Raw genomic sequence first — 201 nt, 5'->3', positions numbered from 1 at the left:
GCACCGGCAGCCGCCGGCGGCACGCTCGAAGTGAAGGTACCGGACATCGGCGACTACAAGGACGTGCCGGTGATCGAGATCGGCGTGAAGGTCGGCGACACGGTCGAGAAGGAACAGTCGCTCGTCACGCTCGAGTCGGACAAGGCGACGATGGACGTGCCGAGCCCGGCAGCGGGCGTCGTGAAGGAAATCAAGGTCAAG

Annotated in this window: 1 protein-coding gene; it reads left to right on the top strand. The window is 65.2% G+C overall.

The features are described 5' to 3' along the window. The coding region (locus ABY44_RS02600; RefSeq protein WP_431640812.1) for a biotin/lipoyl-containing protein at nt 1–201 on the top strand (201 nt) is incomplete at both ends.

Source organism: Burkholderia sp. ZZQ-2 (assembly GCF_050768715.1).
In the GTDB taxonomy this organism is placed as follows: Bacteria; Pseudomonadota; Gammaproteobacteria; order Burkholderiales; family Burkholderiaceae; genus Burkholderia; species Burkholderia cepacia.
Note: the sequence above shows the minus strand (reverse complement) of the source record. Positions and strands in the feature narration are given on the sequence as shown.